The organism is Atopobium sp. ICM42b (assembly GCA_000564995.1).
Classification (GTDB): Bacteria; Actinomycetota; Coriobacteriia; order Coriobacteriales; family Atopobiaceae; genus Lancefieldella.
Genome location: JDFH01000011.1, coordinates 1 through 25429, shown reverse-complemented (window position 1 = coordinate 25429; position 25429 = coordinate 1). Strand labels below are relative to the sequence as shown.

Genomic DNA, 25429 nt, shown 5'->3' with positions numbered 1-25429 from the left:
GCGTGCCTTAACAACATGCGCGCCTGAAAAGTGCAAAGAATCTGTATTTTGAATACAGATTCTTTGACAAAATCAGGCAAATCCACAGTTTCTTTTACATTTTTAGGCAGAAGTTACAGATTCTTTGCAGAGATCAGGCTCGTTCTAACTAGGGTGCTGTCTCCAAATTTTGCGAGCCTGAAAACCCCACCATGTCTGAGTAAATTCGCTCAGACTTGGCGAGAAAAACCGGCAAATAGCTCAGATATGGTGCGCTTTTCCGGCAAATCGTTCAGACTTGGCGGGAAAATCAGGCTCCATAAGAGCGTCCATAAAACCAACCTTGAAATCAGAGTTACGTATAGAAAAGTCCGCCTGAAAAGTGCAAAGAATCTGTATTTAGGGCACCGATTCTTTGACAAAATCAGGCAAATCCACCGATTCTTTGATGTTATTAGGCAGAAGTTACAGATTCTTTGCAGAAATCAGGCGCACCCAAGCGTACACCTGGTACGCGCCAGCTCGCACCGCCCGCCTGGCGAGAAGCCCCGTCCACTAGCAGCGCTTTCGCACAAGAAACCCGGCATCCACACGAAATGGATACCGGGTAGAAATCGCTTGCAACCTGCGAGCGCACCTTACTTGAAGTACTCGACGCCGCCCTCAATCAGAGGCTGGAACTGGTCACCGGCGGTGAGTTCAGGGATATTCTTGTAGAGGCCCGCGCCAGAGCGCTCCGTGTGGCCCATCTTGCCCAGGACACGACCATCGGGGCTGGTAATGCCCTCGATAGCCAGGACGGAGCCGTTAGGATTAACGGAGAAGTCCATGCTCGGAACACCTGCTGCGTCAACGTACTGCGTTGCGATCTGGCCGTTAGCCTTCAGCGTTTCAAGAAGCTCGTCGGAAGCAACAAAGCGACCTTCTCCGTGGCTGATTGCGATAGTGTGGATGTCGCCAAGCGTGCACTTGGAGAGCCATGGCGACATCGTGGATGCAACGCTGGTACGGACAAGCTGGCTCTGGTGGCGGCCGATGGTGTTGAACGTCAGTGTTGGGCAGGTGTCGTCCATGGGTCGGATATCGCCGTAAGGAACAAGGCCCAGCTTGATGAGTGCCTGGAAGCCATTGCAGATGCCCAGCATAAGGCCATCGCGCTGCTGCAGAAGCTCGCGAACAGCCTCGGTAACCTGAGGTGCGCGGAAGAGGGCGCAGATGAACTTAGCAGATCCGTCTGGCTCGTCTCCGCCGGAGAAACCGCCTGGAATCATGACAATTTGGCTCTTCTTGATGGACTCTGCCAGCGCATTTGCGGACTCAACAATGTCCTGAGGCGTCAGGTTGTTGATGACCAGCGTGGTTGGATCGGCGCCCGCACGCTCAAAGGCGCGCGCAACGTCGTACTCACAGTTGTTACCTGGGAATACGGGGATGATGACGCGTGGGCGAGCAGGTGCGATAAGGGCTGGACCAGCATAGGAGTGTCGTGTGGATGCGCCGTCAAAGCTGACTTTCTCCACAGCCTCGTCGGAACCTCCGCGGTACGGGAAGACCTCCTCAAGTGGGCGCTCCCATGCTTCCTGGAGCTCGGAGAGGTCGATCTTCTCGCCACATGCGATGAAAGCGTACTCGGACGTGGTGACGCCCAGAGGAGCCACGCACACGCCGACGACGTCGTCAACGGATACGCCGTCTGCCAGCTCAACGATGAAGGCGCCGTAAGTTGGCGAGAAGAGCGCGTCGGCAGAAATCTCTGGGACCAGCTCAACGCCCAGCTTGTTACCCAGACAGCTCTTGAAGAGAGCCTCGGCCACGCCGCCGTAACCTGGCGTGGTAATGGCAAGCGCGCTCTTAGACTGGACCAGGGTGTTGACCAGCTTGTATACTGCGAGCAGGGACTCGTTGTCGGGGAGAAGACCGGACTCGTCGTAGGATGGGACAATAGAAATAAGTCTGTGACCTGCACCCTTGAACTCGTTGGAGACAATCTTGTCTACCTTGGTAAGGCCGGTAGCAAACGAAACCAGCGTTGGTGGAACGTCCAGGTCCTCAAAGGTACCGGACATGGAGTCCTTGCCTCCGACAGCTGCAAGGCCAAGGTTGACCTGGGCCATCAGTGCGCCGAGAAGGGCCGCGGCTGGCTTGCCCCAACGGTTAGGATTCTGACCGAGCTTCTCAAAGTACTCCTGGAAGGTGAGGTAGAGGTCCTGGTACTTAAAGCCGGTAGCAACCAGCTTGGAAACGGACTCAACAACAGAAAGGTAGGCGCCACGGAACTGGTCAGCTTCCATGAGGTAGGGGTTAAAGCCCCAAGCCATGCCCGAGACTGTATTGGTCTGGCCCATAACAGGAAGCTTAGCCACCATAGAAAGGGCAGGGGTCAGCTGGCGAGCGCCACCGAATGGCATGAGGACGGTACCTGCGCCAATGGTAGAGTCAAAGCGCTCGGAGAGACCCTTGTTAGATGCAACGTTTAGATCGCGTACCAGCGAGTGGAGTTTCTCGCCAAGAGTTGTACCTGCCCAGGTGCGCTGGTAGGCAAGAGGCTTGGCCAGGCGCACGGTGATTGATTTAGGTGCACCGTTTGAGGCGAGAAATGCACGGCTAATGTTGACAATCTTCTGACCGCGCCAGCGCATGACCAGGCGAGGATCCTCGGTGACAGTAGCCACAATGGTTGCCTCGAGGTTTTCTTCGCGGGCGTATGCGCAGAACTGATCGACGTCTTTTGCCTCAAGCGCAACGGCCATGCGCTCCTGAGACTCGGAGATTGCCAGCTCAGTGCCATCAAGGCCGTCATACTTCTTAGGAACAGCATCCAGGTTGACGTCAAGGCCGTCGGCAAGCTCGCCGATAGCAACAGAAACGCCGCCTGCACCAAAGTCGTTGCAACGCTTGATGAGCTTGCAGGCATCTTCACGGCGGAAGAGGCGCTGAAGCTTGCGCTCAACAGGAGCGTTACCCTTCTGGACCTCGGCACCGTCGCGCTCAATGGAGCCAGCATCGTGTGCCTTTGAAGAGCCGGTTGCGCCACCAATGCCATCGCGACCAGTGCGGCCGCCGAGAAGAACGATGATATCGCCATCTTCTGGACGCTCACGACGAACGTGACTTTGAGGAGTTGCGCCTACAACAGCACCAATCTCCATGCGTTTTGCAACATAGCCTGGGTGATAGAGCTCAGAAACCTGGCCGGTAGCAAGGCCAATCTGGTTACCGTAGCTGGAATAACCCGCAGCTGCCGTGCGAACAATGGTGCGCTGAGGAAGCTTTCCAGGAAGTGTCTGGGAAACAGGAACGGTTGGATCTGCGGCGCCGGTGACGCGCATTGCCTGGTAGACGTAGCTGCGGCCAGAAAGAGGGTCGCGGATTGCGCCACCGATGCAGGTAGCTGCGCCACCAAAAGGCTCAATCTCGGTTGGATGATTGTGAGTCTCGTTCTTGAAGAGGAAAAGCCAGTCTTCGTCTTTACCGTCAACGTCTACCTTTACCTTTACGGTACAGGCATTAATCTCTTCTGACTCATCAAGATTGGTGAGAACGCCCTTCTCGCGAAGGTACTTTGCACCAATAGTGGCCATGTCCCAAAGAGAGACGGCACGATCTTCTCGCCCAAGCTCTTTGCGCATGGAGAGATATTTCTCAAACGCGGCCTTTACCAGGTCATCATCAATCTGCACACCGGTAATTCCGGTGTTGAAGGTAGTATGGCGGCAGTGGTCAGACCAGTAGGTGTCAATGACGCGAATCTCAGTGATGGTAGGATCGCGCTGCTCATCGGTGAAGTACTGCTGGCAGAAGGTGAGGTCAGCCAGGTCCATAGCAAGGCCGTGAGAAGCAATGAACTCCTTGAGGCCGTCCTGGTCAAGAGCGTTAAAGCCCTCAAGAACCTCTACATCAGCAGGCTCTGGAATGGAAATCTTGAGGGTCTCGGGAAGCTCAAGGAAAGCCTCGCGAGCCTCAACAGGGTTAATCAGGTAATTTTTGATGGCAGCAACATCTGCCTCACTGAGGTTTCCAGTTAGCACATAAATGCGTGCGGAGCGAACAAGAGGGCGCTCTCCTTGGCTGATAAGCTGTACACACTCAGCCGCGGAGTCTGCGCGCTGATCAAACTGGCCAGGCAAAAACTCAACAGCAAACGTATGAACAGCCACACCTTCAGAAGAAAACTCTGGCATGGTACGGCTGGCAAGATCGGACTGTGGCTCGGAGAAAACGGTGGGGATGCAGGACTCAAAGAGTTCCTCTGAAATTCCCTCAACATCATAGCGGTTAAGCAGGTCAATGCGTTGTAACTCGGTAATACCAAGAAGGTCTTTCACTTCTTTGAGCAGGGCTTTTGCCTCGCCCTCGAAACCAGATTTTCTTTGGACGTAGACGCGCAGGACCATGGGGCCACCTTTCAATGCAAGCCTTGAACGCTTTTACTGGCTTTATTGTACGTTACTTAGGTGGTCAAATTGGCGGTTGTCGAGAAAAGAAAAATGGGTTGTAACAGAGCGGTAAAAATACAGATTATTTAGTTAAAAGTTTTACGCCAGCACAAAGATAAGCGCGATAAAACAAACGGTTACGCCCAAGGCTATTGACTCATTAATGCCAAAGGTTGGTTGATGCCAACGTGTGCGAGAAGCCCCTGCTACATAGTGACGAGCGTCAAGTGCCTTAGAAAGGTTGTTGGCATGCCTGAGCGAGCTGGCCAGAAGTGCCACCACAATGGAGAAGGTGGCGCGGAGTCTTTTGGGCAGCGAACCTGAAGCAACGTCTCCTGCACGAGCAGTTTGAGCCTCTGAAATAGATACAGCATCGCCCGCAAGCGTTGGAATAAAGCGCAGCATAAGCGAGAAAATCATGGCAATTTCTTTGCCAGGAAGACCAATTTTAGAAAGCGGCGAGCATGCTGCTTCAAAGGCATTGCCTAGATCCGTTTGAGTTGTGGTAAGCAGGAGTAGTGCGCCCATTAAAATTGCAGCTAAAATGCGTACAGGGTAGAGGAAAGCACTCCATGCTCCCACATCAGTGATGGTAAAGATTGACCAGGAGACAAGCACAGTTCCTTCTCGCGTAAGCAACAGATTGAAGAGCGAGAGGAAAATGAGCAACCAAGCAAGCGGGATGATTGACACAAGCACCTGTTTGACGGGGATTTTTGCGAGTGCCAGCAGGCAGAGCACGCCTACTACCAGCAGTGCAAGCTGTGGTGCGTTGCGGATAAAAAATGTTGCAAGCATCAGAAGGAGTGCAGCCAGACATTTAACGTTGGGATTAAGCCTATGGATGAGCGAGTCCCCGTGATAGTACTGCCCCACAGAAATCCTAAGCGCCATAGCAACCTCCTTGCGAGAGGTTGTCGGCGTGTCCAGCGTTATCAGTCTGTGTGACGTCAAAATTGCGCGGAAGCACGTCTACCAGCGCGTCTATCAGTTCAGACAGAGTCAGAGGTTCTCCCAGATTGATTCCCGTAGCGCGTGACAGGCGCTGAGCCCAGGCAAGTGCATGAGGAATGCCCAGTCCAAGTTCCTGGAATTCTGCCTCTGAGAAATGAGTAAATGTTTGTTGCGACGAGCCTGAGAAAACCAGGTCACCCTCATGAAGCACGATAATCTGGTCGGTTTCTGCCGCATCCTCCATCGAGTGTGTGAGCTCAATAACGGTACAGCCGTCCTCAAGAACGGCGTTGATAATTTTTCTGAGTTCAGAGCAATAGTAGGGATCAAGTCCGCTGGTAGGCTCATCGAGTACAAGCACCTTTGGATGCATAGCAATAACGCCTGCAAGTGCGCAAAGTCTCTGCTGACCACCAGAAAGCTCAAAAGGGGATGCATATGCCTTGTGGGAAAGCCCCACAAGCTCCAGAGCAGCATCCACAGCGCTTATGACGTCGCAAGCAGAAAGGCCCAGGTTAGTGGGGCCAAATGCCACGTCTTCTGCAACCGTTTGTGCAAAAAGTTGGCGCTCCGGCCGTTGCATGACGTAGCCAACAATGCCGTGAAGTTTTCTGCGATTTTGCTTTTGTCGAGTATCCAAACCAGTTACACAGAGGCTACCGGCGTCAGGCGTATCAAGTGCGCAAATTAAGCGCGCCAGAGTAGACTTGCCGGAACCAGTTGAGCCAATCACGGCAACATGCGAGCCTTTTTGCACGTCAACCGAGATGTTTTTGAGCACGGGTTTCTGGTATGAGAACGTCACGTCCCGTACAGAAACCGCTGCTGGCTCGGACACGCTGTCGGCTGTAGCCACGCTGTCACAACCTGCGGCCATCGCGTCGCAGCTTTCAGCCACGCCGCTCTTCTCGCCTTGCGACTCCGTGGCGAGAAGCCCCGTCAGCTCGTCGAGCACGTGCTGAGCCGCAGGGGATTTGCACACGACAACTCCGCGGTTGTTGAGCGCATGCGCCACCTGATAGGCAAACGGCTCTTCAAGATGCAGGCATTCAACTAGCTCGTGCTGCTCAAAGAGGGCTTCGGGTGTTCCCTCAAACGCAACACGGCCGTCGTCTAAGGCAATAACGTGGTCAGCAGAAACCACTTCGTCCATGAAATGCGTCACATGAACGATAGTCTTCCCAGCTGCACGGAGTTTCTCGACAAGTCCCATAACGTTATTTCTATGAACAACGTCAAGAGCTGCGGAAGGTTCGTCAAGAATGAGAATCTGGGGCTTCATGACCAGAGCGCCCGAGATGGCCACGCGCTGCTGCTGGCCGCCCGAGAGCATCTGTGGATTTTCGGACGCAAACTCGGTGAGAGTTCCAAGGGTAATCTGCTCTTCTACCAGCGGTGTTATCTGATTGCTAGGCACTTGGAGGTTCTCCAGACCAAAGGCAATATCGTCTGCTACCACGCTGCAGATAATCTGGTCCTCAGGATTTTGGAAGACCAGTCCAAGCTGCGGGCGAATGGCCTTATACGCCTCAAAGTCAACTTGGCCGTCATTGACAACGGTGGTTCCCAGAAAGGTAACAGTTCCCTCGTCAGGAGCGGAAAGGCCAGAGAGAATTGAGGCAACGGTAGACTTGCCCGAACCGTTTGCACCAACAATACAGGTACGTTTACCTGCAGGAATAGAGAACGAGACGTGGTCTAAGGCAATCACGCCTTTTGCGTGCACAAAAGTCACGTCCAAAAGCGTCGCAGCTACAGGCAGGTCCTGAGTTTGTGCGGCGCTTTCAAACGTGTGTGTATCTAGGGAGTTGTCCAGCAGACTACTCACCGTTTTTGATGCTCTCAAAAAGTGAAGTAGCCGAGCGCATGATAACAACAAAGATGATGCTGTTGATAGCAACCTTTACCACGTTGAAGGGGAGAAGAGCAGGGACAATCAGTCCGCTTACTGCCTCGACGCTCATGCCGGTGTAGATTGGGGTAACTACAAGGTTGCCCAGAATGCATGCGACAACGCTGACAACGCTGCCCACAATCAGGGCAAGCACCAGCTGTTTGATATTCTCGGAACGGTTATACACAATTAGCGAAACAGGCAAAACGTAGGTAAGCGTTGCCAGAATTGCCATGATAGTGCCGTAAATTCCAGACTCCGTGGTGAGGTGTAGAAGGTAGGGAAGCACCGAGACGATCGCGCCCGCAGCAGGGCCAAAAGCTACGCCTGCAAGCAGGGCAAAAACGCCCGATGGATCGTACTTCAAGAACGTCACGCCTGGGATCAGGGGGAACTGAAGCACCATGGTGCTGATTGCAGCAGCTGCACAAAGCATGGCGAGAATAGCGATTCTCTTGGTAGACCAGCCGTTAGAAGATGCGGTTGTTGCGTGGGTTGAGTGGGATGAAGCCATAAAAGTCTCCGTTTCTGACATCCGGACTGTACCGTTGGTCCTGGACTTTAACCAGGTTAACCGCCTTTTTGCGGGTCGCGGACTTGATGGCTCTTTGAGCTGGGTTGTTACAAACCCTGAAGCTCGGCCACCTTACCACCAGTAGGTAATTGCAACCATTTCTGAAACATATCGATAAGTACTATAGCAGAGTTAACAGCTGATAACACGTAAAACAGGATGGACATTTTTTTGACAGAATTGCAAAAGAAATTGTTTTATCGTTCCAGAATCATGATTTTCTCGGCCCAACGCCGTGATTTTCTCGCCCCAACGCCACGTTTTTCTCGCTTGCGATAAACTATAAAAAGTAACTTACTAAGGAGCGTGTTACATGTCTGAAAGTGGCTATGACTTACAAAGCCTGGCCGGAAAGCTTTGCTCGATTGTTGGAGAAGAGAACGTCCTGGTAGACGAGCCAATGAGCGAGCACACCACTTTTAAAGTGGGTGGACCTGCGGATCTCTATGTCATCCCTGATGATCCCGATGAGGTTAAAGAGATTCTCCTTGCAGTTAAAGATGCAGAAGCTCCTTATTTTATTCTTGGCTACGGCTCTGACCTGCTTGTTTCCGATGCAGGTTATCGTGGCGTCATCATTGCTATTGCCGATGGTCTCACCGGCGTAAGCATCGACGATACCGAGATGACCTGCCAGGCCGGCGTTGGCCTCAAAGAAGCCTCCGAGATGGCCTGTGAGCTGGACCTTTCTGGACTGGAGTTTGCGTGCGGCATCCCAGGTTCTGTGGGCGGTGCATGCTTCATGAACGCAGGCGCTTACGACGGCTGCATCGCTGACGTGCTCAAATCCGTCCGTGTCCTTCTCGACGATGGCACCTTTGCTACGCTGGACGCTTCCGAGCTTGACCTGGGTTATCGTCAAAGCAGAATCGCTGATGAGGGCATGATTGTGCTTTCTGCCACGTTCAATCTTCATCGTGCGGATGGCGAGAAAATCCGTGAAAAGATGGAAGAATTTACGCGCGCTCGCGAGGAAAAGCAGCCTCTTGAGCTGCCTTCCGCTGGTTCAACTTTCAAGCGTCCTGAGGGTCACTTTGTAGGCAAGCTTGTCACCGACGCTGGTCTTAAGGGCTATCGCTTTGGCGGTGCCGGTGTTTCCGATAAGCATGCTGGCTTTGTGGTCAACTACGACAACGCTACCGCTGCCGAGGTTCATGCAGTTATCGAGCATGTTCAGGCAGAGGTCAAGCGCCAGTTTGATGTCGAGCTTCACCCAGAGGTAAGGTTCCTCGGGGAGTAGTGAGCCGCGGCTCACACCCATCCGCAACGGATTGCACGCGTTTGCACGAATCACACGCGTCCGCGCGGCGCTGTCGCGTCCGCGCGGCGCTGTTTCGTCCGCAACGAATCGCTACGATAGCTCCGCAAGAAAACGGGGAAGTCCGTCGGTAGAAATCGGCTCCTCCATACCTGCGACAAGAGGACGCAGATAGGTCAGGGCAGTGTCGGTAACGTTGAAGCCGTCTTCGGAGATCATTTCTCGAGGTACAAGCTTTACCTTGTTAGCAACATCGGCGACAGGGGTGGCGCGAATCTCCGAAGTATATGGGACATCAGAAGTTCGGTGAACGCCTACCATAACACCGGTTTTACCTTGGAGAACAGCTTCAACTCCTGCAGCACCGAGCGCTTCTGCCTCGTCCAAGTCAACCTTGCTAGCAGCATGCGAAGCGCAACGCTGCAGCGTATTGAGCTCAATGCCGCGAGACTTTACGCCCAGTTGATCCTTGGCTAGCTGCGACAAGTATTGAGCCGTTCCGGATTGTGCCGCGAGATGGCCAAACGTGTCAATCGCAACGGATTTTGCATCAAAAAGGAAACTACCATCTGCGTGATGAACGCCCTCGCTAACAACTACGATCACGTTGTTTTTCTCGCGAAGTCGCTGCTCAATGGTGGAAAGTAGCGCGTGTTCATCAAGCGGAACCTCGGGCAGGAGGACAAAATCCGGGGCAGTTCCGCAAATATCTTGTGCCAGCGCACCAGCTGCCGTGAGCCAGCCGGCGTCGCGACCCATGGCTTCGATAAACGTGACGTTTTTGCTGTTGTAGACGCCGCCGTCGCGGGTGAGCTCGGCGGTTACGGACGCAACGAATCGCGCCGCGCTACCAAAGCCGGGGGTGTGATCGGTGCCCTCGAGGTCGTTGTCGATGGTTTTTGGCACACCTACAACGCGAACATGGCTTTCCACCTGGGCAAAGTATCGAGACAGCTTGTGCGTGGTGTCCATGGAATCGTTGCCGCCGATGTATAGCACGGCGTCTACCTGGTATTTCTTGAGCTGCGCATCAATCTGCTGGTAGATAGGGGAGATGGCTGCGGATTCTGAGTTGTCAGCAAGCTCCGGCAGCTTAAAGCGGCAGCTACCCAGCCAGCTTGATGGCGTTTTCCTTAGGAGCTGGAGGTTCTTCTCGCCAGGATTTGTGGATGCGTGGTTGGACGATCCGGATTCAGACGCTGTAAGTTCAAGTGCTTCCACCAGATCAACGACGCCGCCCTCAAGAAATCCCTGGATTCCGTTGCGCATCCCGAGCACTCGGAGGCCCTGGGCGTGAGCTGCGCGAATAACACCCGCAAGCGATGCATTGATGGCTGCAGTCGGCCCGCCCGACTGTCCAACCAGGATTGTGCGTATTACATGCTCTGATGTGGTGTTCATGGCGCCTCGGATTCTTGAGAGTTGACATATCAAGTATAACCGCGGTGGGATGCTGCGGTGCCGTTATATCGACTGACGGAACATCCTCAAAAAACTGCAGATAAAACCAGACTCAATAGCCCAAATACATCGTGGAGCAGCTTTGGTTATAGAATTTGAATTTAATCACGTACGCTCAATTCACTATTATGCATAATTTCTATCTGATATACATAATTATGAATGAAGATATATCAAAGATTTAATTACCCTTAATTTCAGAGTTAAGCAAACACATCTATGTCGGATAATCTGCAAAATCAAGGATAAAAAACACATCTAATAACGATATTCTGCATGAGATAAGTATTTTCAACGAAATGTATACGCATTTTCGGCAGATTATCCGACATAGGTGTGTTCGGGCGTTTCAAACTAGGCTCGGATGCGTCTACGGAACCCATGCGCCCGCTAAGTTATCGCGTGCGGCGAGAAACCCGCAGTTCACGCAGCCGTTCCTAGACCCACACCCGCGCCGCACCCGGACCCGCGCTGCACCACCCGCGCAGCACTCGCGCGCACAAAAAAGCCGCACCTCAAATGAGATGCGGCTTCGTAGCTTTTAGCAGCCTAAACGGCGTTGCAGCTCGGTCGGGCCGGACGCGAGCCGTCTAGTGCACGACCTGCGGGTTTAGCGAAGGTTGTAGAAAGCGTCCATACCCAGGTACTCAGCACCCTCAGCGAGGTCGTCCTCGATGCGGAGAAGCTGGTTGTACTTAGCAACACGCTCGGTACGAGCAGGTGCACCAGTCTTGATCTGACCAGCGTTGGTTGCAACGACAAGGTCAGCAATGGTGGTGTCCTCGGTCTCACCGGAACGGTGTGAGACGACTGCGGTGTAGCCTGCGCGCTTAGCCATCTCGATAGCCTCGAGAGACTCGGTCAGGGTACCAATCTGGTTGACCTTGATGAGGATGGAGTTACCAGCGTGAACCTCAATGCCCTTCTTCAGGCGCTGAGTGTTGGTAACAAAGAGGTCGTCGCCGACGAGCTGGATCTTCTTGCCCAGACGCTGGGTAAGAATCTTCCAACCATCCCAGTCCTCCTCTGCAAGGCCGTCCTCGATGGAGACGATTGGGAACTTCTCGACCATTTCCTCGTAGTAAGCAACCATTTCCTCGGAGGTAAGGGAGCGACCCTCGCCCTTGAGGTCATACTTGCCGGTCTCCTTGTTATAGAACTCAGAAGAAGCTGGGTCCATAGCAAAGCGGAAGTCCTTGCCAAGCTCAAAGCCAGCAGCCTGAACAGCCTCGGAAAGAAGCTCAAGTGGCTCCTCGTTGGACTTAAGGTCTGGAGCAAAGCCGCCCTCGTCACCAACACCGGTGTTGAGGCCCTGGGACTTCAGGGTGTCCTTGAGGGTGTGGTAAACCTGTGCGCACCAACGAAGAGCGGTGGTGAAGTCAGGAGCACCAACAGGCATAATCATGAACTCCTGGAAGTCAACGTTGTTGTCAGCGTGGACGCCACCGTTGAGGACGTTCATCATAGGAACAGGAAGAGTGTGAGCATTTGCGCCACCGAGGTAAGCGTAAAGTGGAAGCTCAGCAGAAGCAGCTGCAGCGTGAGCAACAGCAAGAGAAACGCCGAGAATAGCGTTTGCGCCGAGGCGACCCTTGTTTGGAGTGCCGTCAAGCTTGATCATAGCGAGGTCGAGGCCGCGCTGATCCTCTGCGTCCCAACCAATAACGAGGTCGCGGATCTCAGTGTTGACGTGCTCGACTGCCTTCAGAACGCCCTTGCCTAGGTAACGGCTCTTGTCGCCGTCGCGAAGCTCTACAGCCTCAAACTCACCGGTAGAAGCGCCGGAAGGAACGATTGCACGACCAAAGGAGCCGTCATCAAGAACAACCTCAACCTCAACGGTTGGATTGCCACGGGAATCGAGGACCTCACGTGCGTGAACATCAAAAATCTGGCTCATAGCTCACCTTTCTTTAGGTTTAACAATTTGCTGATTGCACAGACATAACTAGTATACCCATTCTGTTATGAGGTGTGTATTGTAATTACACAGAGTATTAGGCCAGAAGTAGATACTATTTGACCAGGCAGAGAGACTATTTGACTGGACAAAGAAAGTATTTGACCAGGCAGACAAGCTGTCCACCTGGTCAAATAGAAAATGCCTGCGGAATTATGCAGAATTCTGCAGAATTGTTAGGTAAATATATAAATTATTTCTGCGGATACACAACAACCAGCAGCATCTTGAACTCTTCTGGAGCCTGAAGTGCATGTGGGTGGCCAAGTGGCATCACAATAGACTGGCCAGCTTCAAGGGTGTAGACGTCGTCATCGATGGTAATGCTTGCGCGTCCTTCAAGAATGGTGACAAATGCGTCGCCACCTGCGCGATGGCTTGCAATCTCTTCGCCTGCGCCAAAACCAAAGAGGGTAACGCTGACGGCATCGTTTTGCGCAAGAGTCTTGCTGATGACCTGGCCAGGAAGGCATGCAACCTGGTCTTTAAGAGTTACCACAGTCTTTGCGTCGATGTTCTTCATAACACCAGGAATCAATTCTTCGGACATACTAACCTCCAACGGTAAATGTTATCGATGACTAGCATTTACCCGATTCAGCCGTCTTCAATCAGTAAATTTCCAAAAAATCGCAGGTAGAAATTGCTTTTTTTAAAGCAATTTACTGAGCAGCGGAGTCATCTTTCCTTGAGAGACCACCATCACATGATGCATCGCACGCGACAGGGCGGTGTAGAGCCTACGGCGAGAAATTCCGTCTGCTTTATATACTTCCTCTTGTGCGTCGGCAACAATGACCTGATCAAACTCAAGGCCCTTTGCTAGTGCAAGGTCGAGAAGAACAACGCCCTTCGCGGGTAGGGAATCGTGGCTGGTGAGCACTTTGACGCCGGTGCACAGCTTGGCCTGCGTCGCACCGTTGCCTGCAACGCCATCGGTCGCGCCATCTGCAGCGTCGTTTCCGCCCTCTGCAAAAACCCCTTCCAGCTGTTTGGCCAGCCAGCGAACGCGAGACTTCTCGGTACACACAATGGCGGTTAGCCCGTCAAACTCCTGCGCCTGCTCAATAAGAGACTTCATAGTTTGCAGGTACTCGGCGCGCTCAGTATCTTTGTTGTCAGCGGCCACCTCAAAGAACTCAGGTTTTTTGCCGCCGCGTTGAACGGAGCTTGTTTGGCCACGTTCTTCTTCGCTCAAAAGCGAGGTAAACAGTGCAGTAATCTCGGGAGAGGAGCGGTAGCTGGTCAGAAGCTTACAGGTAGAAACTGCACCCTCGCCGTGTGTTGCGCTAAAGATCCTCTCAATCTGCCCAAACGTTGCAGTGTCTTCCCAAATTGCCTGGTTAGAGTCGCCCAAAAGCAAAAAGTGCGCGCGCGAGAAGTACTTTCCTAGCACCATAAGCTGCGTTTCGGTGTAGTCTTGGACCTCGTCAATCATGACAAACTTGATGTTTTTCTCGCCAGCGCCTGTGATAAGAAGACGCAGGTAAACGCATTCGGCACCGCTTAGCGCGGAGGCGTTGAGTATGCGCATGCCAATGCGGTCGATGCGCAGCCAGGAAGCGGACTCGATGACCTCGTGTGCAGAGGCAAAACGCCAGTTGAGAAACTCGCGGGTGCGCGCCAGAACTTCTTCCTCGTCGGAAGGGCTGATGGTGCGACCAAAGACCTCAAGCTGCTGCTCAACGTCAAGGGAGAGCATCTCTTCTTGGATTTCGTCGTTGTGAGCCATTTGGCCAAGTCTGCGCTCCAGACGGGTGTGGAGCTCGTCTTTGGCAAGTGCAATGAGGCGCGGGCCAACAGGGAATTGCGAGAACTTTGCCACAGAACTAGCCACCTGAGCTGGCTTAATGAGCGTAGTTCCTTCAACAGAAATGGCCTTGAAGTCGTCCTCGTAAAGTTCAAGTGAGGCAAGTTGCTCTTCAAGTTTCTTCAGAGACTTGGGGTTGTTGTGGGCGCCCGATGCGTGGTCGGCCAGACCCAAAGCCTTGAGAAAAGAATCCCAGGTGAATACCTGCGGATTGTGCTCGCCCATGCTAGGCAAAACAGTGTTGATGTAGCGACCAAACATCTCGTTAGGGGTGAACAGGTACACCTGATCTGCGGTAAGTGTGGTGCGCTGCTGGTAGAGAAGGTACGCAATGCGCTGCAGCAAAACGGACGTTTTACCCGAGCCTGCAATGCCGTTGACCAGTAGAACGGGCACATCCTCGTGCCTGACCACAACGTTTTGTTCGCGCTGGATAGTTGCGGTGATGGCCTGCAGTTTCTCGGTGTGCTGACGCTTTAGTGCGGCGAGCAGCAGAGAGTCTTCAATGGCAACCGTTGTGTCAAAGTAGAGGTTCAGCTTGTCGCGCGTGATGTCAAACTGTCGTCTAAGTTCCAGCTCAACCGTTCTTTTCTTGCCGTCTACCTGGTACGACGTAGTACCCATCTCTTGGTTGTAATACGTCTCGGCAACGGGGCTGCGCCAGTCAACAATAAGCGGTGTGCGGTCTTTGTCGGTGATGCCCGCCGCGCCAATATACACATCGCGAGAAGGACGTCCAGGTCGCATCTTGAGCGTAACCTTAGCAAAGTAAGGCTGCCTCAAAAGGATTTCAACTCGACCGAGTTTCTCGACAGTAAAATCGTGGTACTGGTTGTAGGTATCAATAACGCTGTTGAGCGTCTCAATGGCCGCAAGGGTCTCGATGGTTTCGTCCGCTCCACCAAAGTCTGGGCGGATTTCTTCACTCATCTGACGAAGGTCTCTAGCTGCATCTTTTTGCGTAGTATTGAGCGTTGTGTCCAAATCCTCACGAATCTCAACAAGTTTTTGATAAACGTGGGAGAGGTGCTCTTGCTCTTGCTGGTGGATTGGATCCATGATGCTCCTAGATAGTTGCGTCTTCGATGCGGCGGCGCAACTCGTCAATGCCCAGGCCGGTCTCGGATGAGGTAATAATGGCCTGTTCAGGGGTAATGTGGAATGCTTTACGCAAAGCAGCCGCGGCTTGGTTTTGCTTGCCGCGTGCAATCTTATCAGCCTTGGTAAACGCAACTACAAAGGGCAGATCAGCCTCTTGGAGAAAGCTAATCATCTGCAGGTCAAGCTTTTGAGCTTCGTGTCTGATATCAACAAGACTAATGACCAGGTTAAAGCTGCGTTCTTGCTCAAAATAGCCGCCAATGAGGTCCGCCCAGCGTTGTTTTTCTTGGCGAGAAACTCGTGCAAATCCGTATCCAGGCAAGTCTACAAATTTGACGCCATCAACGTCAAAGAAGTTGATATTAGCGGTTTTACCTGGAACGCTTGAAACTCGTGCAAGCTGTTTTCGTCCAATAAGTTTATTTAAGAGGGAAGACTTACCCACGTTTGAGCGGCCCACAAAGGCCACCTCTGGGGTCTCTGGAGAAGGAAGTTGTGAAATTGCCCCGTATGATGCCTCATATTGTGCGGTTTCATACTTAAGACCCATGATGCCTCCCATTGCGCTTCAAAAACGTAAGGTATTATTTTAGCGCAAGTTGAGAGGAGTAGACCCCCTACACCCACGTAACTGCCTGGCAGCAGCGCTTGAGCGCGTCGATGTAGAGTTCACCAAAGGGCGAGAGGCTCTTCTCGTCGTGGGTAACGTAGCCAACTTCCATGTAATCATCAACAGCTAGAGGAATTGCAACAATGTTTGGGCCGTTGAGCTCCTCGTTAATAAGGCCAGTGCTGATGGTGTAGCCGTTCAGGCCAATAATCAGGTTGAAGATAGTGGCGCGGTCTCGGACCATGATGTCCTTATCGCGATCAAGCGTTGCCAGAAGCTCCTCGGAGAAATAGAACGCGTTGTGTTCACCCTGCTCGTAAGAAAGGCGAGGGTAGGGGGCAAGATCGTTGAGTGTTACCGAGGAACGCTTTGCCAGCGGGTTATCTTTTCCCACAAAAACGCTTGGTTTGCACTTAAACAATGGCGAGAAAACCAGGCCCTGGTCCTGCAGCGTTTTTCTAATAACGCGCTCGTTGAATGAGTTGAGGTAAAGGACGCCTACTTCACTTCTTAGCTTTGAGACATCTTCAATAATCTCGTACGTTTGCGTCTCTCTGATACGGAAATCGTACTTTGAGCCGCCGTGCTCTTTAATCAGGTTGACAAAGGCTTCAACTGCAAAGGAATAGTGCTGGCAAGAAACACAAAAGCGCTGCTTAGAAGGGGCGGTGCCCAGATAGCGCTCTTCAATAAGGTCGGTCTGCATGACAACTTGCCTGGCGTAACTCAAAAACTCCTCGCCATCAGCTGTAGGCTCAACACCCTTGCTGGTCCTGTTAAAAAGGGAGATTCCCAGCTCGGCTTCAAGCTCTTTGACTGCGCTACTCAGGGTAGGCTGCGAGATAAAGAGCTGTTTAGCTGCGGCGTTAATAGTGCCTGCCTTAGCAATAGCAAGAACGTATTTCAGTTGAGTCAGAGTCATAAGTCAGGTTTCTACGCAGAGGTTTTTCTCGCCTTATTTAACGCCATACTGCTGGTAGTAGGCATCAATGGCGGCCTTTAAGGTGTCGTCGATAATAACTTTGCCGTCAACCTCTTTGTTGTAGAGGGCCTCGGTAACCTCATCCATGGAGACAATGGCTGCAGTTGGCATACCCCAGCGCTCGGAGACTTCCTGAAGTGCGGCAACCTTTCCGCCCTTGCCAACCTCCATGCGGTTGAGCGAGACAATAAGGCCAACTACCTCGATGTTTGCAATAGAGGTAATCAGAGGATAGGTCTCTTCAATAGACTTACCAGAAGTGGTGACGTCTTCAACCATAACTACTCTCTGGCCGTCTTTAAGCTCTGCTCCTAAAAGCATGCCAGCATCAGCGCCGTGATCTTTTGCTTCTTTTCTGTTGGAGCAGTACTGAACCTGCTTGCCATAGAGCTCATTGATGCCCATTGCGGTGATAACCGAAAGGGGAATGCCCTTGTAAGCAGGACCAAAGACTACGTCAAAATCCAGACCAAAGTTGTCGTGAATGGCGCGAGCATAATAAAGTCCCAGCTTGTGGAGCTGCTCGCCAGTGACATAAGCGCCGGCGTTCATAAAGAAAGGAGATTTGCGACCACTCTTGAGCGTAAAATCGCCAAATTTAAGTACGTTGCTCTGGACCATAAACTCAATAAACTCGCGCTTGTAGTCTTCCATGGTTTCTCCTTTAGCAGGCCTTTTAACGTGGCGGCATTTTGTAGGTAAGTTCTACTGCACTAGTTTAGCCGAATTGCGGATAGGTGTTTTATGGCACGGTGTTTTATGGCGCGCTGGCTTGGCTGTGTGAGATTAGCGTAAATACCGCCAGATATATAAAAGTGAACGTTTGCCATGTGGTTATGCGGTATTCTAAATAGATATTTGTTCGTCTCGCAGGATAGTCCTGCAGAGCGCAGGAAAAGCCTGCAGAGTGAGTTACAAGGAGGGTATGCCCGTGGAGCGCATCACGATTTCTGCATTGTACGCAGATGCAGAGCAACTTGGTGGCCAAAAAGTTACGGTGGCCGGCTGGGTACGTTCAGTAAGGGATATGAAGAATTTTGGCTTTGTCACACTTAATGACGGTAGCTGCTTCAAAGACCTACAGGTTGTTATGAATCGTGAGAACCTTGGCAATTACGAGGAGGTTGCTTCCTGTGGCGTTGGCGCTGCTCTGATTATTCAGGGTGTCCTTGAGCTTACCCCCAATCGCCCACAGCCTATTGAGCTGCAGGCGCAGACCATTGTGATTGAGGGACCATCCAGCCCAGATTATCCAATGCAGAAGAAGCGTCAGTCTCTCGAGTACCTTCGTACGCAACAGCACCTTCGTCCTCGCACCAACATGTTCCGTGCAGTTTTCCGCATCCGTTCTGTGGCTGCCTTTGCCATTCACCAGTTCTTCCAGGATCGTGGCTTTGTCTATGTGAACACCCCAATCATCACCGCATCTGATGCTGAGGGTGCAGGCGAGATGTTCCGTGTTACCACGCTTGATCTAAACAACGTTCCACGTACCGAGAAGGGCGATGTTGACTACTCAAAGGACTTCTTTGGTCAGTCTTCTCACCTCACCGTTTCTGGACAGCTTCAGGCAGAGAACTTTGCTATGGCCTTTGGTGACGTGTACACATTTGGTCCAACGTTCCGCGCAGAGAACTCCAACACACGTCGTCATGCAGCAGAGTTCTGGATGATTGAGCCAGAGATGGCTTTCTGTGATCTTGCACAGGACATGGATGTTGCAGAAGAGATGCTCCGCTACGTTATTGCATACGTTCTTGAGCACTGCCCAGATGAGCTTGAGATGCTTAACAAGTTTGTGGATAAGGGTTTGCTTGAGCGTCTGAACCACGTTGCAACTTCGCAGTTCTCTCGTGTTTCTTACACCGAGGCAATTGAGATTCTGCAGGAGGCAGTAAAGGCTGGCCAGAAGTTTGAGTATCCCGTCGAGTGGGGCATTGACCTTCAGACTGAGCACGAGCGCTACCTCACCGAGCAGCACTTTGGAAAGCCAATCTTTGTTACTGATTATCCAGCAGAAATCAAGGCCTTCTACATGCGCCTTAACGATGACGGCAAGACTGTTGCCGCAGCTGACTGCCTTGTTCCAGGCATTGGCGAGATTATTGGTGGCTCACAGCGAGAAGACCGTCTTGAACTTCTGGAGAAGCGCATTGTTGAGCTTGGCATGAACCCCGACGATTACAAGTATTACTTGGATCTTCGCCGTTACGGCTCTTGCACACACTCTGGCTTTGGTCTTGGCTTTGAGCGCCTTGTTATGTACCTCACCGGTGTGGATAACATCCGCGACGTTATTCCTCACCCTCGTACCGTTGGCAACGCTGACTTCTAAGATTGCCGGTCACAGGCGGTATAGGGACGCGTGGATAGAGCACTAGCTTTACCGCCACAGTTGCCAAGTCTTTCAAGTTGGATTTTTGCGTGCAGATTATGCATAGCCGTTATGCAATAACTGCATAGCAGAGATGCGAGATAAAAAGTTTTTCTCGCCATATACCGATATATTTGCCCGTTGGCAGTAAAAATAGGACGTTCGTGCAAAATTGCGCGGGCGTCCTATTACGCTATAAGAAGCAGTTTTCTGCAGATGACCAGCGGAGGTAAACATGGTAAAGACTTTGGTTCTTGTTAGACATGGTGTATCTGAACGTGGCTCTGAAGACATGAGTCGAGAGCTTACACGTGCTGGTCAGAGGGCTTTATCTGCCAATTATCCTCATATTTTTGGTTTGTTGGGACCAGAGGGTGAAGAGGCTGAGATTTGGACAAGTCCCGCTCTTCGCGCGCTTGAGACTGCAGAGATTGTGGCAGAGGCTCTGGATGCAGAAGGTCTAGAGATTCATGACTCCCTTTACGATCAAGATCTTCCTGCACTTCAGGCAGAGCTTGAGCACGCTGATGCAGAAACGCTTATTCTTGTTGGTCACGCCCCATTTTTGGGTTATGTTGCAGAAACTCTGCTGGGATTTGAACTTCCGCTGACAAAGGGCGCCGTGTGCGCTATTGACGTACGCGGTTCACTTGGTCATCAACACGAGTGCGTCTGGAAGCAGCTTGGAGACGTTCGAGAGCCTCATGGAAAGCTTCTTTGGCTGGTCAGTGGTCCTTCCACTCAGCCTTGGGAGACGCTTGATGCCCTGGATGAGGCATGCGCTCATGCAGCAACCAATCTGGAAGATGCATACACAGAGTTCCGTGCTCATCCAGAAGACCCTGCAGTAATCGCAGCATTTAGGTTTGCTCTTAGAGGAACCCAGCTGCTTACCAAGTTTTTCTCGCCACTTCTTAATGAGGAGGCAGTTGAGATTGCTGAGCCTGTTTATAGGCTGATGCTTGGCGCAACTACGCGTCTTCGTGAGATTGACGGCTTCTCTGATACCGTTGCAGATTTGATGGAGTCTGGAGAGCTTTCTCAGGGCTCCAAGCTGGTCAGCGCTGTAGAAGCAGCTCGCGAGTCTGAGCGCGATCGCATTTGCGAGGGACTGCGCAAGAAGGCTGTCCGTCGTAGTCTGCGCTGTGCGCTGGATGAGCTCTTTGAGCCTGCATGGTCAGACGCGGTACTAAAAGATGGCCTCTCGTTTGAAGACATTAGTAGCCGCTTTGATTACATGCTGGAGACTATTGATGCGCGCCTCTTTGGCCTGGATATGACTAGCTTCTCTGAGGTACACCATGCAAGGCGAGAAGTTCGTGAAGTTGAGCACATTCTTTTCCACCTCAGTGATATGCTGGGCGAGAAACGCGCAAATTATACCCAGATTATGCAGGACATTGACTCTGAGCTCAGCACTATTTGCACAGCTCAGCGCAATATTTCTCTGGTCAAAGAGTGGAAAGATTCTATGGACTTCAGAGATGTTACCTCAGACCTCGCAATTGTTTCAGAACATGAAAAAGTTTTGATTGAGCGTGTGATTGAGGGTAGAGAGACTAGTATCCTAAGGTAATCACATAGTCCACGTTTGGAGCGCAGAGACGTTTGCGCGGCGTGGATGATGATTATGAGGGAGGATGCTATGTCTGAGAGCATCGAGACTCGCTGCGTACAGGGCGGTTATCAGCCTGGTTGCGGTGAGCCTAGGCAAGTGCCTATCATTCAATCAACCACGTTCAAATATGACGAGTCGATGCAGCTTGGAGAGTTGTTCGACCTCAAAGCTGCGGGTTATTTCTATTCTCGTCTTCAAAATCCAACGCTTGATAACGTAGCTTCAAAGATTTGTGCTCTTGAGGGTGGTACAGCTGCAATGCTGACGTCTTCTGGTCAAGCTGCAAACTTCTTTGCCGTCTTTAATATTGCTGAGGCTGGAGATCATTTTATCTCCCTGTCTACCATTTATGGCGGCACCTTTAACCTGTTTGCTATCACTCTTAAGAAGATGGGTATTGAGTGTACGTTTATCTCACCAGATGCAACTGACGAGGAGATTAACGCAGCATTCAGACCAAATACAAAGTGCGTCTTTGGTGAGACTGTTGCAAACCCTGCACTGGTTGTTCTTGATATTGAACGTTGGGCAAAGGCCGCTCATGACCATGGCGTACCTCTGATTGTTGATAATACGTTTGCTACACCTGTGAACTGCCGTCCTTTTGAGTGGGGAGCAGATATTGTGACCCATTCCACAACCAAGTATATGGACGGTCACGGCTCTGCTGTTGGCGGCGCCATTGTTGACGGTGGCAACTTTGACTGGGCTGCTCACGCAGATAAGTTCCCAGGTCTGACCCAGCCTGATCCTTCGTATCACAACCTTGTCTATGCAGATACGTTTGGTAATGGTGGCGCCTTTATTACTAAGGCAACTGTTCAGCTTATGCGTGACTTTGGTTCCATTCAGTCACCACAGAACGCTTTCTATCTTAACCTTGGCCTTGAGTCCCTGCACGTTCGTATGGCTCAGCATTGCAAGAATGGCCAGGCAGTTGCCGAGGCACTTGCAAACAATCCTAAGGTTGCGCACGTAAGCTACCCTGGCCTCCCAGGTGACAAGTACTACGAGTTGGCTCAGAAGTACCTGCCAAACGGTTCTTGCGGTGTTATCACTGTTGACGTTGCAGGTGGTCGCGAGGCTGCTGAGAAGTTCCTGGGTAACCTCAAGGTATTCTCCATTGCTACACACGTTGCAGATGCTCGTTCTTGCTGCTTGCATCCAGCTTCTTCAACGCACCGTCAGCTTACTGATGAGGAGCTTGTAGCAGCAGGCATTACCCCAGGTACTGTGCGCTTGAGCTGCGGTATTGAGGGCACCGAAGACCTTATCAACGACGTCGAGCAGGCACTTGCCGCGCTGTAGTTAGTCGTTCTATAACCGCTCATGGTTATGGCGAGAAGATCTTGGATTCAGAAGATCTTCTCGCCATGTTTTTGTGAGGAGTACGTTGTGCGTAGAGCTGTGAGAGAGCAGGCTATTGAGCTCGGGAGATGGATTCTGGGTCCACATGCTCTTCTGGGCTGGAGAGCTCGGACGCTGCAAGCTCTGCCTCGGTGAGCTCTGCCTCGGTGAGCTGGGAGTCTTCTTCTTGAGTGTCATCGGATACAGCATCAGCGCCATCAACACCGTCTGAATTCACACCTTTAAAATGCTTGCGATAGATGTGGATGAGGCAGCCAACAGAGAGCAGTGCTGAGAGTATATTGGACACAACTGACACGTACCAAAGTGCGTCCAGACCAAATGGCCTCAGTATCAGCAGTGAGCTGATAGGGAAGATAAGTGCCATAAAGATGCTCAAGAGATTGGAAATCTTTGTCTGCTTCAGGGCAATGGCAAGACTTTCTGTGCACATGGTAATCCAGCTAAAAATGAAGATAAAAGCATGAATGCGCATGGCTGGGATAGCCATGTTGAGCAGCTCTTGCGTTCCTTCAGGCAGGTAGAGTTTGACCAAGAACTCCGAGAAGAAGAACGAGACGCAGAAGGCAAAGATGCCAATAATGATGCCTGTGGAGAAGATGTATTTCTCGATAGCAAGCACTCGATCTTTTTTCTTTGCGCCCCAGTTGTAGCCAATGGCTGGCTGCATGGCATCGGCCTGTCCATAAATGAGCGGCTGAATGAGTCCACCAGAATAGAGAAGCACGCCGTAAGAAGCAATGGCAATATCTCCGCCGAGGCTCAGTAGGGCAGCGTTCATTAGTAGCGAATAAATCCTGCTCGAGATGTTCTGCATAAAGATAGGGAAGCCGTTTACAAAGATTTCTTTGATCTGCGTCCAATTAAAGTGTGGCTTTACAAACTTAAGGATTTGCTTGTTGCCAATAAAGGGCCAGATGCCATAAAGGGACGAGAAAGTGATTGAGATGCAGTAACCCAGTGCTGCGTACTCAACGGATAATCCCAAAACACCTAAAAAGTAGTATTCAAGCACGGTTCCCAGAATTGCGGAAATAAAAGCAATGCTGGTAGAGCGCCTAATTTTGCCACAAATCTTAAGGAAGTTATCAACAGCGTATGAGATGCACATAACCGGCAAGAACAGTGTCCATACGCGCAGGTAGATAGTTCCTTGTTCGGCAACCTTTCCTTGAGCACCCATCAGTGCTAAAACGTTTGGTGCACAAAAGAAGAAGAAAATGCCGCTGATAACACCAGTGGTAACAAGCATGATAAAAGCAATGGTAAAGATGTTATTGGCTGTCTGGTGATTTTTCTTGCCGTGCTCAACGGCAATGACCGCAGAGGCTCCAACGCCAATAAGGTCGGCAACAGCAAAGCAGAGAATAACCAGTGGAATGGCAATGGTAACCGCGCCAAAGGAATCCTGACCCAGATAGCGTCCGACAAGGATTCCATCTGCAGTGTCGTAAAGCATCGACGCAAGCATAGCAATAGCACCCGGAAGGGCTGCTCGTAAAAATAATTTAAATGGTGGTGTTTCCGCAAAAAGCTTATTCGATTCCATACTTCTCCTCGATTAGTGGTGGAACATGTCAGACAAACTCGTGGTGTGGACATGTGACACGCTCACGAGAAGATTAAAAAAGCATCGAACAAGCCTCCTTACATACCTGCAGGTACACGGACAGTTGCACATACTAACACAGCAAAGTAGCTAATGCTATGATTTATTTGAACATTTTGGACAAGTGTGAGGATTTTTTGTGTCAGTGGAACAGAAAAAAGATATCGGTGCTGAGATCGCCAAGCTGGCTAAAAATTCAAAGGTAGAAGAGCTCTCTAAAAAGGTCACTGAGGTATCCTCTGAGCTGGCAGAAAACGTTTCTGAAGTAGCAGAACATGCCGAGAAAATCCTCGTAGTTGATGAAGATGAACCACTAGAGCGTCCTGCGTCTGATCGAGTTAAGGCTACTGTTCCTAGAACTCCTGCTCAACATATCTTACGTATTGTCTCAATTGTATTGATTATCTTGGGCGCGGCAGATGTTTTAACTACAACTGGATCTCTTGTTTCAACTGTTATGGGCTTACAGCCTGCAGTTCCTTTGGAGAGGCTTGAGTTTAGTGGCGTGTATTTTACGTTTAGCAATAACGTACTTTTGGGGTATGTATTTGTACTTCTTATTGGAATGTTGCAAGTTGTCACTTCGATATTTGGATTACGTGCCGCCAAAGACTCATCAAAAGTTGAACCATACAGATTTCTTTGCTATCTGATTGGCTTGATTATTCTGGTAGGAATTTTATGGGCCTGGGGTAGAGGAGAGTTGATTATTCTTGATCCCTTTGTTCAACTTAATACTATAGTTTACGTGGTAATTTGTTCAAATCTTGCGGATAAAGTAAAGAAGGAGCATGACCAGGGTATTGTGGGAACTACGTATTGGCGCTCTCGTCATCAGCGAGTTCTTCATTTCTTTTCGCTGGTCTCTATTGCATTGAGCGGAATTGCACTTTTTCTAGTTCTGATTCTGCTTGGACTGCATGACCTTTCTAGAGTTGTAAATCAACCGTTCTTGGCAACTGTTAATCAATTTCTTGAGCAACAGGGTATTCTTACTATTTTCTTGGTGACAGTTGGTGCAGTATTTTCTCTTATTGCAGGTCTTTTAGCTCTAAAGGGCTCAAACGATGCCCGATTTATTAGACCGTATATTATTGCTGTTACCGTTATCGTTCTGTTTGACGTAGCGAGGATTATCTTTACTGCACTAACGCAGGGCATCCCTGCTGTAAACAGCCAAGATATCTTTGAGTTGACCTATAACATTGCTGGATTATATTTGGCTATTCGTATTGAAGCGGGATTGCCAAATAGCTATGGTCTACGCTTGTGGAAGAAGATTTGTTCCAATGCGTAGCATGTAAAAAGCAATTGCTTGCAAAAAGCCTCTGTATCTGAACTGCCTCCCATTTCTTAGACACAAAAAATAGGAGGCAGTTCAAAACACACCTAAGTCGGATAATCTGTTAAAAAGACGTATACATGACGCAGAAAATACCTC

17 protein-coding genes and 1 riboswitch are annotated in these 25429 nt (G+C 51.0%); of the genes, 5 read left to right on the top strand and 12 right to left on the bottom strand.

Annotated features, from left to right (window positions below):
- Window positions 1-617 precede the first annotated feature (617 nt).
- The 4 genes from HMPREF1493_RS03275 to HMPREF1493_RS03260 all read right to left on the bottom strand — a co-directional run bounded on the left by HMPREF1493_RS03275 (window position 618) and on the right by HMPREF1493_RS03260 (window position 7777).
- Window positions 618-4373, bottom strand: coding sequence for a phosphoribosylformylglycinamidine synthase (locus tag HMPREF1493_RS03275; RefSeq protein ID WP_035427811.1), 3756 nt, complete (start codon window positions 4371-4373; stop codon window positions 618-620).
- 141 nt (window positions 4374-4514) lie between these two features.
- Window positions 4515-5309, bottom strand: a complete 795-nt coding sequence (locus HMPREF1493_RS03270; protein WP_035427810.1) for an energy-coupling factor transporter transmembrane component T family protein — start codon at window positions 5307-5309, stop codon at window positions 4515-4517.
- Window positions 5299-7197, bottom strand: a complete 1899-nt coding sequence (locus HMPREF1493_RS03265; RefSeq protein ID WP_035427809.1) for an ABC transporter ATP-binding protein — start codon at window positions 7195-7197, stop codon at window positions 5299-5301. Before HMPREF1493_RS03265 ends, HMPREF1493_RS03270 begins: the two co-directional genes overlap by 11 nt.
- Window positions 7190-7777, bottom strand: coding sequence for an ECF transporter S component (locus tag HMPREF1493_RS03260; RefSeq protein WP_051485246.1), 588 nt, complete (start codon window positions 7775-7777; stop codon window positions 7190-7192). Before HMPREF1493_RS03260 ends, HMPREF1493_RS03265 begins: the two co-directional genes overlap by 8 nt.
- 5 nt (window positions 7778-7782) lie before the next feature.
- Window positions 7783-7950: riboswitch (FMN riboswitch) on the bottom strand.
- A gap of 200 nt (window positions 7951-8150) precedes the next feature.
- On the opposite strand from HMPREF1493_RS03260, the gene murB reads away from it, so the two are divergent.
- Complete coding sequence (murB, locus tag HMPREF1493_RS03255) at window positions 8151-9077, top strand: UDP-N-acetylmuramate dehydrogenase (RefSeq protein ID WP_035427807.1); 927 nt, start codon at window positions 8151-8153, stop codon at window positions 9075-9077.
- Between the two features lie 111 nt (window positions 9078-9188).
- Here the strand turns inward: murB and HMPREF1493_RS03250 are convergent, their stop codons facing one another.
- The 7 genes from HMPREF1493_RS03250 to pyrE form a co-directional block, all read right to left on the bottom strand.
- On the bottom strand, window positions 9189-10496 hold the full coding sequence (locus HMPREF1493_RS03250) for a 6-phosphofructokinase (protein ID WP_035427806.1): 1308 nt from the start codon (window positions 10494-10496) through the stop codon (window positions 9189-9191).
- 670 nt (window positions 10497-11166) lie between these two features.
- A complete protein-coding gene (gene eno / locus HMPREF1493_RS03245) occupies window positions 11167-12456 on the bottom strand; it encodes a phosphopyruvate hydratase (protein ID WP_035427805.1) in 1290 nt (429 codons plus the stop codon).
- A 253-nt stretch (window positions 12457-12709) separates the two neighbouring features.
- Window positions 12710-13066, bottom strand: coding sequence for a cupin domain-containing protein (locus HMPREF1493_RS03240; RefSeq protein WP_035427804.1), 357 nt, complete (start codon window positions 13064-13066; stop codon window positions 12710-12712).
- A gap of 102 nt (window positions 13067-13168) precedes the next feature.
- Window positions 13169-15385 (bottom strand): HelD family protein, encoded by a 2217-nt coding sequence (locus HMPREF1493_RS03235; RefSeq protein ID WP_035427803.1) that lies wholly within the window; start codon window positions 15383-15385, stop codon window positions 13169-13171.
- A 7-nt stretch (window positions 15386-15392) separates the two neighbouring features.
- Window positions 15393-15977, bottom strand: coding sequence for a ribosome biogenesis GTP-binding protein YihA/YsxC (gene yihA / locus HMPREF1493_RS03230; RefSeq protein WP_035427802.1), 585 nt, complete (start codon window positions 15975-15977; stop codon window positions 15393-15395).
- Between the two features lie 67 nt (window positions 15978-16044).
- Entirely contained in the window at window positions 16045-16959 is a 915-nt protein-coding gene (locus tag HMPREF1493_RS03225; protein ID WP_035427801.1) for a LysR family transcriptional regulator, read from the bottom strand.
- A gap of 33 nt (window positions 16960-16992) precedes the next feature.
- The gene (pyrE, locus tag HMPREF1493_RS03220) at window positions 16993-17673 is read right to left on the bottom strand and encodes an orotate phosphoribosyltransferase (protein ID WP_035427800.1); all 681 of its coding nucleotides are present in this window, start codon (window positions 17671-17673) and stop codon (window positions 16993-16995) included.
- A gap of 277 nt (window positions 17674-17950) precedes the next feature.
- Between pyrE and asnS the strand changes: the two genes are divergently transcribed.
- From asnS to HMPREF1493_RS03205, 3 genes are all read left to right on the top strand, one after another.
- Entirely contained in the window at window positions 17951-19354 is a 1404-nt protein-coding gene (asnS, locus tag HMPREF1493_RS03215; RefSeq protein ID WP_035427799.1) for an asparagine--tRNA ligase, read from the top strand.
- A gap of 274 nt (window positions 19355-19628) precedes the next feature.
- The gene (locus HMPREF1493_RS06845; RefSeq protein ID WP_051485245.1) at window positions 19629-20969 is read left to right on the top strand and encodes a SixA phosphatase family protein; all 1341 of its coding nucleotides are present in this window, start codon (window positions 19629-19631) and stop codon (window positions 20967-20969) included.
- A gap of 69 nt (window positions 20970-21038) precedes the next feature.
- The gene (locus HMPREF1493_RS03205) at window positions 21039-22319 is read left to right on the top strand and encodes an O-acetylhomoserine aminocarboxypropyltransferase/cysteine synthase family protein (RefSeq protein WP_035427798.1); all 1281 of its coding nucleotides are present in this window, start codon (window positions 21039-21041) and stop codon (window positions 22317-22319) included.
- A gap of 112 nt (window positions 22320-22431) precedes the next feature.
- Here the strand turns inward: HMPREF1493_RS03205 and HMPREF1493_RS03200 are convergent, their stop codons facing one another.
- A complete protein-coding gene (locus tag HMPREF1493_RS03200) occupies window positions 22432-23928 on the bottom strand; it encodes an MATE family efflux transporter (RefSeq protein ID WP_035427797.1) in 1497 nt (498 codons plus the stop codon).
- Between the two features lie 205 nt (window positions 23929-24133).
- Here HMPREF1493_RS03200 and HMPREF1493_RS03195 point away from each other — a divergent pair, with 205 nt between their 5' ends.
- Complete coding sequence (locus HMPREF1493_RS03195; protein WP_156921386.1) at window positions 24134-25285, top strand: hypothetical protein; 1152 nt, start codon at window positions 24134-24136, stop codon at window positions 25283-25285.
- Window positions 25286-25429: the final 144 nt, after the last annotated feature.

Bases quoted from the DNA above. Each gene is read 5' to 3' on its own strand.
- murB (WP_035427807.1), top strand. From the start codon at position 8,151: ATGTCTGAAAGTGGCTATGACTTACAAAGCCTGGCCGGAAAGCTTTGC.
- eno (WP_035427805.1), bottom strand. From the start codon at position 12,456: ATGAGCCAGATTTTTGATGTTCACGCACGTGAGGTCCTCGATTCCCGT.
- HMPREF1493_RS03260 (WP_051485246.1), bottom strand. From the start codon at position 7,777: ATGGCTTCATCCCACTCAACCCACGCAACAACCGCATCTTCTAACGGC.
- HMPREF1493_RS03275 (WP_035427811.1), bottom strand. From the start codon at position 4,373: ATGGTCCTGCGCGTCTACGTCCAAAGAAAATCTGGTTTCGAGGGCGAG.
- HMPREF1493_RS03250 (WP_035427806.1), bottom strand. From the start codon at position 10,496: ATGAACACCACATCAGAGCATGTAATACGCACAATCCTGGTTGGACAG.
- HMPREF1493_RS03240 (WP_035427804.1), bottom strand. From the start codon at position 13,066: ATGTCCGAAGAATTGATTCCTGGTGTTATGAAGAACATCGACGCAAAG.
- HMPREF1493_RS03200 (WP_035427797.1), bottom strand. From the start codon at position 23,928: ATGGAATCGAATAAGCTTTTTGCGGAAACACCACCATTTAAATTATTT.
- yihA (WP_035427802.1), bottom strand. From the start codon at position 15,977: ATGGGTCTTAAGTATGAAACCGCACAATATGAGGCATCATACGGGGCA.
- HMPREF1493_RS03225 (WP_035427801.1), bottom strand. From the start codon at position 16,959: ATGACTCTGACTCAACTGAAATACGTTCTTGCTATTGCTAAGGCAGGC.
- pyrE (WP_035427800.1), bottom strand. From the start codon at position 17,673: ATGGAAGACTACAAGCGCGAGTTTATTGAGTTTATGGTCCAGAGCAAC.
- HMPREF1493_RS03270 (WP_035427810.1), bottom strand. From the start codon at position 5,309: ATGGCGCTTAGGATTTCTGTGGGGCAGTACTATCACGGGGACTCGCTC.
- HMPREF1493_RS06845 (WP_051485245.1), top strand. From the start codon at position 19,629: ATGGTAAAGACTTTGGTTCTTGTTAGACATGGTGTATCTGAACGTGGC.
- HMPREF1493_RS03205 (WP_035427798.1), top strand. From the start codon at position 21,039: ATGTCTGAGAGCATCGAGACTCGCTGCGTACAGGGCGGTTATCAGCCT.
- HMPREF1493_RS03235 (WP_035427803.1), bottom strand. From the start codon at position 15,385: ATGGATCCAATCCACCAGCAAGAGCAAGAGCACCTCTCCCACGTTTAT.